General features: G+C 64.6%; 13 protein-coding genes. 5 read left to right on the top strand and 8 right to left on the bottom strand.

Features of this window, described 5'->3' with window-relative positions:
• The first annotated feature begins 133 nt into the window (after window positions 1-133).
• The gene (locus ACTS2Z_RS02015) at window positions 134-370 is read left to right on the top strand and encodes a helix-turn-helix domain-containing protein (protein WP_442571566.1); all 237 of its coding nucleotides are present in this window, start codon (window positions 134-136) and stop codon (window positions 368-370) included.
• On the opposite strand, the gene ACTS2Z_RS02010 is transcribed toward ACTS2Z_RS02015, so the two are convergent.
• Window positions 367-1,290: a hypothetical protein gene (locus ACTS2Z_RS02010; protein WP_442571565.1), complete on the bottom strand. Its 924-nt coding sequence runs from the start codon at window positions 1,288-1,290 to the stop codon at window positions 367-369. The genes ACTS2Z_RS02015 and ACTS2Z_RS02010 overlap by 4 nt on opposite strands.
• A gap of 159 nt (window positions 1,291-1,449) precedes the next feature.
• Here ACTS2Z_RS02010 and ACTS2Z_RS02005 point away from each other — a divergent pair, with 159 nt between their 5' ends.
• On the top strand, window positions 1,450-1,893 hold the full coding sequence (locus ACTS2Z_RS02005) for a DUF6265 family protein (protein ID WP_442571564.1): 444 nt from the start codon (window positions 1,450-1,452) through the stop codon (window positions 1,891-1,893).
• Here the strand turns inward: ACTS2Z_RS02005 and zapE are convergent.
• Entirely contained in the window at window positions 1,865-2,974 is a 1,110-nt protein-coding gene (gene zapE / locus ACTS2Z_RS02000) for a cell division protein ZapE (protein WP_442571563.1), read from the bottom strand. The genes ACTS2Z_RS02005 and zapE overlap by 29 nt on opposite strands.
• Window positions 2,975-3,166: 192 nt before the next feature.
• Here zapE and ACTS2Z_RS01995 point away from each other — a divergent pair, with 192 nt between their 5' ends.
• The gene (locus tag ACTS2Z_RS01995) at window positions 3,167-3,712 is read left to right on the top strand and encodes a hypothetical protein (RefSeq protein ID WP_442571562.1); all 546 of its coding nucleotides are present in this window, start codon (window positions 3,167-3,169) and stop codon (window positions 3,710-3,712) included.
• Here ACTS2Z_RS01995 and ACTS2Z_RS01990 read toward each other — a convergent pair.
• The 3 genes from ACTS2Z_RS01990 to ACTS2Z_RS01980 form a co-directional block, all read right to left on the bottom strand.
• Window positions 3,709-4,146 (bottom strand): acyl-CoA thioesterase, encoded by a 438-nt coding sequence (locus ACTS2Z_RS01990; RefSeq protein ID WP_442571561.1) that lies wholly within the window; start codon window positions 4,144-4,146, stop codon window positions 3,709-3,711. The genes ACTS2Z_RS01995 and ACTS2Z_RS01990 overlap by 4 nt on opposite strands.
• Window positions 4,143-5,282, bottom strand: a complete 1,140-nt coding sequence (locus tag ACTS2Z_RS01985) for an iron-containing alcohol dehydrogenase (protein ID WP_442571560.1) — start codon at window positions 5,280-5,282, stop codon at window positions 4,143-4,145. Before ACTS2Z_RS01985 ends, ACTS2Z_RS01990 begins: the two co-directional genes overlap by 4 nt.
• 90 nt (window positions 5,283-5,372) lie before the next feature.
• A complete protein-coding gene (locus ACTS2Z_RS01980; RefSeq protein ID WP_188450542.1) occupies window positions 5,373-5,645 on the bottom strand; it encodes a histidine kinase in 273 nt (90 codons plus the stop codon).
• 82 nt (window positions 5,646-5,727) lie between these two features.
• On the opposite strand from ACTS2Z_RS01980, the gene ACTS2Z_RS01975 reads away from it, so the two are divergent.
• Both ACTS2Z_RS01975 and ACTS2Z_RS01970 read left to right on the top strand, forming a co-directional pair.
• Window positions 5,728-6,018, top strand: coding sequence for a 4a-hydroxytetrahydrobiopterin dehydratase (locus ACTS2Z_RS01975; protein ID WP_442571559.1), 291 nt, complete (start codon window positions 5,728-5,730; stop codon window positions 6,016-6,018).
• Between the two features lie 96 nt (window positions 6,019-6,114).
• Window positions 6,115-6,435, top strand: coding sequence for a hypothetical protein (locus ACTS2Z_RS01970; RefSeq protein ID WP_442571558.1), 321 nt, complete (start codon window positions 6,115-6,117; stop codon window positions 6,433-6,435).
• Between the two features lie 16 nt (window positions 6,436-6,451).
• Here ACTS2Z_RS01970 and ACTS2Z_RS01965 read toward each other — a convergent pair whose 3' ends face one another.
• The 3 genes from ACTS2Z_RS01965 to ACTS2Z_RS01955 all read right to left on the bottom strand — a co-directional run.
• Window positions 6,452-6,880: a hypothetical protein gene (locus ACTS2Z_RS01965; protein WP_442571557.1), complete on the bottom strand. Its 429-nt coding sequence runs from the start codon at window positions 6,878-6,880 to the stop codon at window positions 6,452-6,454.
• Window positions 6,881-6,932: 52 nt separating this feature from the next.
• On the bottom strand, window positions 6,933-7,787 hold the full coding sequence (locus ACTS2Z_RS01960; protein ID WP_442571556.1) for a hypothetical protein: 855 nt from the start codon (window positions 7,785-7,787) through the stop codon (window positions 6,933-6,935).
• Window positions 7,788-7,871: 84 nt separating this feature from the next.
• A partial coding sequence (locus ACTS2Z_RS01955) for an NfrA family protein (protein WP_442571555.1) occupies window positions 7,872-9,195 on the bottom strand: 1,324 nt, incomplete at its 5' end.

Genomic DNA, 9,195 nt, shown 5'->3' with positions numbered 1-9,195 from the left:
TGGATCGCGCATTTGTCCTGCAACTCAATGAGGCCCCCATCGCGCTCATGTGCGCGGGCGTATTCGTCTTCGTGATGTCGCGCGTCATGGGTGAGGCGGTCACCATCAAGGAAGACCGGGACAGCTTCGTTTGATGAGCGATGCCACCCCAATTCCCGATATCGTCGTCACGCTCGACGTGATGCTCGCCCGGCGCAAGATGAAGGCAAAGGATCTGGCTGCGTTTGTCGGTATCACGGAGGCCAACCTGTCCTTGCTGCGCTCGGGCAAGGTCAAGGGTGTGCGTTTTGAAACGCTGGCGCGCATATGCACCGCCCTCGATTGCCGGCCCGGAGATATTCTCGACATCGCGTCGGGAACAGAGCGCTAGCGCACCGGTGTGAACAGGCTGCGCAGTATCGCCAGAAGCCCCGTCAGCATGACAAAGAGGCAGGCCAGCGTTGCGGCCAGAACCGCAAAGTCGAAGGCGCGCAGATCGAGGCTATAGGCCCGGTGACGATAGAGGCGGACGGTCAGGGTTTCGCCCGGCGTGTAGCGCGCCAGATAGTCTTCCGCGCTGGCCACATCGCCAAAGGCCGGGCGGGTATGGTTCAGTTCCGGGAAGGCGAGCCCGTCTGCTTCAAGCGCTATCGAGGCGATCCATTCCAGATTGCGCGGAGCAGGCTCGACGCTGACGGCGCTGATGCGCGCTTCGATGATGGGCGCAAACCAGCGCAAGGCGGGGGCATCGCCAAGGCTCCAGAACAGGCCCATCACGAAAAGCGGGATGGTGATGAAGCTCATCAGCGTCACGCCCTTGCGCAAGGCCGAGCGCATTAGCTCTGTCCGGGGCCGAAGCGATGGAAACAGCCGTGCCAGAAGACTGATAACGGGCCGGAAGATAATCCCCAGAACCACAAACAGGACAAGCGGCGCCGCGGTGAAGGCCGCAAACGTGAAAAGGCCTGTCTCCCCATTCGGCCATGCAAGATTGCCCCCCGGCGACAGGCGGGCCGTCAGGGTGCTGCCCACCGGGTACAGGCGCGCGGCCCCCGCTCCGGACGGATCGTCCGCAATTCGCAGGAGCCTTGTCTCGCCGTCAGGATCGACCGCCCTGACTTCTATCCGTTCGACAAGGCCGTACCCGGTGTCGCGGGTGACGCTTTCGTGGGCGGTTACCTCAACCTCGCCGCGCTCCCATGCCGCGATGATGGCCGGCGGTTCGCCCGCCAGCATCAGGGCCAGGAGAATGATCAGGGGAACGGCCACTCCGGCGATCAGGGTGATGATGACGCGCAACACAGCTCCCATTTTGCTCTCCCGCGCAGGTACCGGCGGAAATTAGCCCAAGCGCTTCCGGCGAGCCATTGGCCTGCCCCTTCCTGTCCGCGAATATCAGACGCGCGAACTGCTTGCCGGCCAACTATGCGCAGCGCAGTATCCAGTCCTTCCGCAAGAGGGGTTCCCGCCATGTTTGCTGCCCTGCCTGCCTTGATACTGGCACTGATTGCCCAGCCTGCGCCCAGCGTCATGGCCGAACCGGATTTTTCCTGGCTCGCCGGGCATTGGCGCAGCGAGGCATCCGGGCGGGTGTCAGAGGAGATATGGATGGAGCCGGAAGGCGGGCTGATGACCGGCATGGGACGGTCACTGCGCCATGGCCGGGCCACCAGTTTCGAGTTTGCCTACATCACGACCGGAGAAAATGCGGCCTATTTCGCCCAGCCCGGCGGACGGCCTGCGACACGCTTTGCGCTTGTGTCACATCAGGGCTCAAGGGCCGTATTCGAAAATCCTGATCACGACTTCCCTCAGCGGATCGAATACAGCCGGGAGGGCGATGTCCTGATGGCCACGATCTCTAGCCTGGACCGGTCGCGGGAAATCAGCTGGAGCTGGATCCGTCGGGAATAGGCAGGGCGCGCTTCTCGGCCGCGAGATAATCGGCGCTCTGCATTTCCATCAGGCGTGAGGCGGTGCGCTCGAACTCGAAGGCCCCGTCACCGGCGGGATAAAGAGCGGATGGCTCGGCCGCGGCACTCATGACGAGCTTTGTGCGGGTATCATAGAGCGCATCGATCAGGGTCACGAAGCGGGCCGCTTCGTTGCGTCGGGCCGGGTCCAGAGCGGGCACGGAATCGATCATCACCGTATCGAAAGTTTCAGCGATCATCAGATAATCCGCCGCGCCCAGCGGACGGTTGCACAGCTCGGCAAAGGTAAAGCGGGCAACGCCAGCGGCTTCTCGCTTTACTTCCAGAGTGCGGCCCTGGACGGTCAGGGTGCAGCTTTGCGCCCGTGCGCCCAGCGTCAGGCGTTCAAAGGCGGCGTCCATAGCTGCATCAGCCTTAGCCCCCAGGGGCGTGTAATAGACAGGCGCGGCGGTCAGGCGCTCCAGTCGGTAGTCACGCCCGCTATCAAGGCGCATCACATCAAGCCGGTCCTCGATCATGGCGATGAAGGGCTCGAACAGGGGGCGGTTGAGACCATCCTTGTAGAGCGCTGACGGGTGCCGGTTGGAGGTTGCCACCACCACCACCCCCTTTTCGAACAGGCGCTCGAAAAGCCGGCCGAGGATCATGGCGTCGGCGACGTTCGTCACCTGCAACTCGTCAAAGCATAAAAGCCGGGTCTCGGAGGCAATTGCGTCTGCGACGGCGATCAGGGGCTCGCCCTTCCTCGTTTCGCGCTCTCGCGCGATGCGGGCATGCACATCCTGCATGAAGGCGTGGAAGTGGGCCCGGCGCTTGGCCTTCAGGCCCACACTGTCATGAAAGAGGTCCATCAGGAGCGATTTGCCGGTGCCGACCCCGCCCCAGAGATAGAGGCCCCTGGGCGCAGGTTTCGCTCTGGAAAACAGGCCTGCCCTGCCACCTTTCCACTCATCGATACCGGCTGCCAGCGCATCGAGATGGCGGGCAATGGCGCGCTGGCCTGCATCCTCGCAGAGCTTGCCGCTGGCTATGCCGCGTTCCAGCGCCTGCGAAGGCGTCACGAGGCCGCCCGCCAGAAAAGCGCGGCCAGACCGGCACTTGCGAGGCCAAAGCTGATCACAATGGCCAGAATGAACAAGACGGGGCGGCGTATGGTGCGCATGACCCCCCTCTAGCGCGGGCCGGGCGGACCTGCCAAGGGCTGGCTTGACGCCCTTGGGTTTAGTAACAGTAACGAAGCAGGAGGCAAACTGATGAGCTTGAAACAGAACGAGCGGGCCATTCTCGAACGCGCTGGCTTTTTGCCCGGTCTCATTGAAGCTGTCAGCTGTGAAGCATCACGGATGAAAAACCTGTACCTGATGCGGATGGATGCCCAATTGCCTATCCGGCCTATGCTGGCCGCGTCGATTTTTGTTCTCTTGATTAGCCTGCCACGCAACGCTTTGAGCGTCTTTTTCATCGTCGCTGCCTTGTTGTTTTGTGCTGTACTGGCGGCCAGCATCTGGTTCGGTTCCCGCAAGACCTCTGGCCTGCTGGAAAGGGCGCCCGAACGCTGGGCTGCGCGCTACCTTGCCGCTCTGGCTGTTAAGGGGCCATCCCGGATGGAGGAGCTGGAGCAACTGGCCGGGCGCTATTCCTCCTACGCTTCACCGGATGCAGCGTTGTTGGCAATGGCCGAGGCGGAGCGCGAATGGCGCGGGCCCGTTCGCTGGTTTCACGATGCCATCATCGTGTCAGCGATACTGATACCATTGGCGATGGTTATTGCGGTTCCCGTGCTGCAGGGCCGCTTCTAGCCTGCAAGGCGTTCCAGTGCGCGCCGCCAGCTTTCGGGCAGCGCAACCGGGCGGCGGGTCTGCCGGTCGACATAGACATGGGTGAAATGGCCTTCCGCGATGGCCTCTTCCCCGCCCTCGTGAAAGATGGCGACCTCGTAGCGGACCGAGGAATTGCCAAGGCGCGCCACGCGGATGCCCGCTTCGAGCCGGTCCGGGAAAGCAGCCGGGGCGTGATAGCGGCACCCAGTCTCGACAACGAGGCCGATCGGGTTGCCCCCTGCAATGTCCAGCAGCCCCGCCTTGACCAGCCAGCGGTTCACCGCCGTGTCGAAATAGGCGTAATAGGTCACGTTGTTGATGTGGCCGTAGACATCGTTGTCAGCCCAGCGGGTCTCGATGGCTTCAAAAGCCGCATAGCCCGGCCTGCGGGCTGGCGGCTCGCGCCCGCTCACAGGATTTCCTCATACATGGCGACGATATCGCCATAGCGCATCTCGCGCGGATTATTCGGAAGAAGGCGGTCATTGGCCGCCACATCCTCGGCCATGGCAGGAATGTCGTTATGGCTGATACCCAGCTGGGACAGGCGCCGCTCGATACCGACCGCATCGGCCAGACGCTCCATCTCGGCGATCAGCCCGGCAGAGCTCGCATGCAGGCCGATATGGCCTGCAATTTCGGCGTAAAGCGGCTCGGCAGCGCTGGCGTTAAAGCGCAGGACCGGCGGCAGGACGACCGAGTTCGACAGCCCGTGCGGCACGTGGAACATGCCGCCCAGCGGATAGGCCATGGCATGCACACCGCCTACGGGCGAGTTGGAAAAGGCCTGGCCTGCCAGCATGGCGCCGAGCAGCATGCCGGCCCGTGCTTCCCGGGCCGATCCATCCCTGCAGGCGCGCTCCAGATGCGTGTGCAGCAGCTTAAGCGCCGCGAGCGCCAGCGCATCGGAGACCGGGTTCTTGAAGCGCTTGCCGGTGAAGGCCTCGATGGCGTGGACCATGGCGTCAATGCCGGTCGCTGCCGTGATGTGCTTTGGCAGGCCGAGCGTCAGGTCGGCATCCAGAATGGCCATGTCGCCATAGAGCGGGGCTGCGGCTATGCCGCGCTTTGACGTGGCGCCCGTCGTGATGACGGCGACACTGGTCACTTCCGAGCCGGTTCCGGCGGTTGTAGGGATGAGAATGAGCGGCAGGCGGGGGCCCTTGACCCGGTCCATGCCATACATGTCGGACAGGGGCTGGTCCGACCCCAGAAGCAGGGCGACGACCTTGGCGGTGTCCATCGGGCTGCCGCCGCCAAAACCGATCACGGCCTCTGCCCCGAACTCGCGCCCCTCCTTCACGGCCTCGAAGATGACCGCTTCAGGCGGATCGGCGACGACGCCGTCGAAGACATGCACCGCATACCCGTCCGCCTGCAGGCCGGCCAGGGCGCTGTCGAGCAGGCCGAGACCCTTCACTCCGGCATCGGTAACGATGAGAAGCCGTCTGGCGCCATTGAGCGCAGGCGCGCCATGACGCGCGAGTTCAGCGGCCGCACCGGGCGCGGACACGATGTGGGGAACGGTGCGGAACTGGAAGGGTGTCATGGCGCGGCCCTGATGCTGGTCTGGTCAAGATCAGCAAGGCTGGCCGTTTGGCCCTTCAAATTCAAGCGCTACGTGAAGCGCTGGCGCGCCTCAGGCAACGCCGATGCGCGGCGGGCCACCATGGGCGGCTTCGGACGGACCGAAGGCGCGATCAAGAAGGTGGGTGGAGTCCTGCGCCAGCTCGATGGCTGCCGACAGGTGCTCGAGCACCTTCATGTTGTTGGCCATGACGTGCAGCGCCTCGGGACGGGTGTCCTCGGAGATTTTCGTCGAGCGCGTCAGCACTTCGGCGCGTAGCTGGATGAGGATGTCTTCCAGCTTGCGGCCGCCAGGATTGGTCTCGGATACGAGAAAGCGGGTCATGTCTGCCGCCTCCTTTCTTGTCTCACCGGAACGCAGTATGCGGGTGAGGAGTCTTTTTTGTGTAAACGAGGAGGAGCCCGTCATGGCACCGCAGAAAATCGGCGCTGAGGCCGCACTTGAGCAGCTTCCCGGCTGGATCCGGGTTGAAGGTTCGCGCGACGCCATCACCCGCACCCTCAAGTTCGAGGACTTCAATGCTGCGTTCGGCTTCATGACGCGCGTGGCGCTGAAAGCCGACGCGATGAACCACCATCCCGAATGGTTCAACGTCTATAACCGGGTGGAGATCGTGCTCACCACGCATGATTGCGACGGCGTCAGCGCGCTCGACGTGGAAATGGCCCGCTTCATCGATGCAGCCGCTTCCGCCTGAGCCGGTGAGCGGGTAATCTCCCGTTAACCATGCCGGAGCGCTTGCCGGGGGCAGTGCGTCAGAATCGCATGGATCAAAACGGGAGGAGACATCTTCATGTTCGCAATTCTGGCTGCCAGCCTGGCCCTGACGGGCGCCGACGATCACGGCGCGTCTGTCGAGGCGCTCGTCGAGAACGCGCTGCGGGTGGAATCGCCCTCGGTCACCTATACGGTCCGGCTGAATGCGGATGGCACCTATTCCAGCGATGTCGGGATTTCCGGCACCTGGGAGGTGCAGGGCGACGAGCTGTGCACCAGCCGCTCCACGGGCGAGACCAACTGCCAGCCGATTCAGGAAGGGCTTGGCCTTGGCGATAGCTGGCAAGGCGAGAACACGGCCGGCGAGACAGTGACTTTCACCATCGTGCCGCGCTAGCAGCAGGCTGTGCGGGCTATGGCTCGTGCAGCGCGATCGACCGTATCAGGACCTCGGCACCCGGCGTGCCGAGCGTCCGGTCGGTCTGCAGCTGCAAGATGCGCGTGATGCGAACGAAGTCTGGCACCTGCCCGGCGCGGTAGCCCAGCCCGCCATAGCTTGTCAGTGCGGTCACATAGGCATCGCGCAGGCGCAGATTGCGCGATGCAACCGTGGCCCGCAGGGCCTCGTCAGGAATATCGAGCGCAAATTCCACTTCCAGCATACCGCCCATATAGGCACCGGCCCTGACGGAAGCCGAAACTGGCTCCATGCGCACATAGCTGTGAGAGGTGGAGAGCATGCGGGCGGACGGCCCGGCAGGGGCTTCCTCTTCCGCCGGAGGGGGCGGCGCAGCGGCGGCCAGCATGATGGCCCCGGAAAGACAGGCGAGAGCGTGCTTCATGGGCGAAGTCTAGCCCACGACCTGTAAACAAGGCGTTGGCGATCAGGGGTTTTCAGAAGTCTGCGGCCAGCCGGGCCATGGCAGGGTCCAGTGCCAATGCCTGGCGATAGGAATCGCGCGCCGCGGCCGGCTCTCCCGATGCCCGCCGGGCATAGGCCAGTGAGACGAGGATGTTCGCATTGTCCGGCGCGCCTTCGCTCGCCAGTTCCAGCGCGTGGCGGGCCGAAGCATGCAGCCCGAGCGTGCTCATGACGATGCCCTGCTCGTAACGCCGCCAGGGCGTATCCTCGAGGGAAATGGCCTGCTCTATATGGGCGAGGGCCTCGCTGGCCTCTCCGGCCTGGCGGGCATGGATCGCCCGCTCATCATGCCAGATGGCTGCAAATCGGGGGGCGAGGGCGCCGGGGCGCAGGGCATCAATTCCGGAAAGGGCGGCGGCGTTGTCACCGGCAAGGCGCGCGCCGCGCGCCGCCATGAGCTGGTCCTGCGCCACGCCGGAGAGGGCAGCCGCATCGCGCCAGGCCTGCCAGGTGCCGGTCCAGTCACCGGCCGCTTCTGCCTGATAGGCATAGCTGCGTAGCGCAAAGATCTGCTCGTCAATCGTCATGGTGTGGCGTGCAGCAAGCACCGCCTGCAGGGCGGTAACGGCTGAGGCATGGTCACCGGCCTCGATGGCGCAAGTTGCGGCGGCGAGCCAGTCGCGCGTGCTGCCGCCAGACCTGGCAAGCCCGGCAAAGGCACTGTGGGCTGCAGCGCACTGGCCACTTCCCGCGAGCGCATAGGCGCGTTCACGCAAGGCGTACTCGTCGGTGACCTGACCGCTTACGCCAAGGCCGGTGCCGACCAGCGCGGCAGCGATGCCGGTCTTGAGGAGGCTGCCCGCCTGAAGGGATTCGAAAATCGCCATGCCCTGTCCCGTGGCATTAACCATACCAAGAGAGGGTTTATAGCGGTTATTCAGCCCGCCTGCCACGCAAAAGCGGGGTCAGGCTTAATAGTTCACGACGACGCGGCCGATCACGCTCTGGTCCGAGGTGTCTCCCGTCCCGGCCCGGTACTCCAGCTCGAAGTCCACACTGTGGCGATAGGCCCGGTAACGGTCTTCGCCAAACCAGTGTGACACCATGATGCCGGCACCCGCTTCCAGGCGCTCGCGCGTGGCAAGGCTGTCATCGGAAATCTGGCCGACTGCCGTCAGATAGGGGGTCACGGCCCATCCCTCGCCGGTGCGGAAGCGCAGGCCATGCCGGATCGAGGCATAGGCGGACGTGAACTGCGGATCATCGGGGATCCACGCCAGATCACCGTAGAGGCTGGTATAGGTCCAGCGGCTGGCAACCGGGTTCCAGTCGCCCCCTTGCGTCCAGCCATAGGAGGCGCGAAGGAGCCAGGCATCGCGGGACAGGTCGCCGCCCGCTATCAGGCGTTCGCCAGCAAGGTTGAAATCATGGGCGGCAAAGGGTTTCCAGCGCACGCCCAGACCGAGCTGCAGCGTATCATCGGTCAGGCGCAGCGCGCCGGTATCGAGGCTCTGGAAGGCCCGGCCATACAGGGTAAATCCGCGCCCGGCCGCATAAAGCTGTTCAGGCCGCCAGCCAGCCTCGAGGCCGATCTGGCTTTCAAACGTGCCCTGTTCGGGAAGCGCGAAGCTGCCCAGCACCCCGTCCTCGCGCCAGGTCAGATAGCCGGTCGCGTAGACGGTGCGCTCCAGCGTCTCGACCTCGCGGCGCAGACGATAGACGCGCAAGGGATCGTCGTTGGCGGTGCCCGCCTCATCGTGGCGGTCAATTGCATCGCGGAAGGCTCCGGCAGCCGCGCGGCGCTGTCCAGCGGCGGAACGCGCATAGCCTTCCTCTTCACGGATGAAGAGGTTGAGCTGTTCGCGCCCGGCAATGTCGGCAAATATGAGGGCTGCCTCGTCATGACGCCCGGCCCGCCGGTAGGCATAGGCATTGGCGAGCGCGATGTCGCGATTGTCCGGATCGGCGTGGTAGGCCGCTTCCAGCGCGCTGAGCGCCCCGGCATCATCGCCAGCCGCCTGCAGCCAGAGGCCCTGTTCAAAATGACGGTAGGCCGCCGGTTCGATGGCGATGGCGCGCGCCATCCACAAAGCCGCCTCGCGCGGCTGTTCGGCGGCGATCGAGCGGGCCCGCTCTTCGTATAGAAGCGCCAGCTCGCTGCCCGAATAGACGCTTTCATCCAGCGCAGCGAGGCGGGCGCGCGCTGCGCCTGTCTCTCCGGCAAGGCGCATGGCCCGCGCCGCGCGCAAGGCATCGCTGGCCGAGCGCGAGAGGTTTGCCGCCTCGCTCCAGGCC

It is taken from the genome of Glycocaulis sp., assembly GCF_052168375.1.
GTDB lineage: Bacteria > Pseudomonadota > Alphaproteobacteria > Caulobacterales > Maricaulaceae > Glycocaulis.
This window is presented reverse-complemented; position numbering and strand designations above follow the sequence as displayed.

Coding starts and splice junctions, on each gene's coding strand:
- ACTS2Z_RS02015 (WP_442571566.1), top strand. CDS start 134: ATGAGCGATGCCACCCCAATTCCCGATATCGTCGTCACGCTCGACGTG.
- ACTS2Z_RS02010 (WP_442571565.1), bottom strand. CDS start 1,290: ATGGGAGCTGTGTTGCGCGTCATCATCACCCTGATCGCCGGAGTGGCC.
- ACTS2Z_RS02005 (WP_442571564.1), top strand. CDS start 1,450: ATGTTTGCTGCCCTGCCTGCCTTGATACTGGCACTGATTGCCCAGCCT.
- ACTS2Z_RS01995 (WP_442571562.1), top strand. CDS start 3,167: ATGAGCTTGAAACAGAACGAGCGGGCCATTCTCGAACGCGCTGGCTTT.
- ACTS2Z_RS01985 (WP_442571560.1), bottom strand. CDS start 5,282: ATGACACCCTTCCAGTTCCGCACCGTTCCCCACATCGTGTCCGCGCCC.
- ACTS2Z_RS01980 (WP_188450542.1), bottom strand. CDS start 5,645: ATGACCCGCTTTCTCGTATCCGAGACCAATCCTGGCGGCCGCAAGCTG.
- ACTS2Z_RS01975 (WP_442571559.1), top strand. CDS start 5,728: ATGGCACCGCAGAAAATCGGCGCTGAGGCCGCACTTGAGCAGCTTCCC.
- ACTS2Z_RS01970 (WP_442571558.1), top strand. CDS start 6,115: ATGTTCGCAATTCTGGCTGCCAGCCTGGCCCTGACGGGCGCCGACGAT.
- ACTS2Z_RS01965 (WP_442571557.1), bottom strand. CDS start 6,880: ATGAAGCACGCTCTCGCCTGTCTTTCCGGGGCCATCATGCTGGCCGCC.
- ACTS2Z_RS01960 (WP_442571556.1), bottom strand. CDS start 7,787: ATGGCGATTTTCGAATCCCTTCAGGCGGGCAGCCTCCTCAAGACCGGC.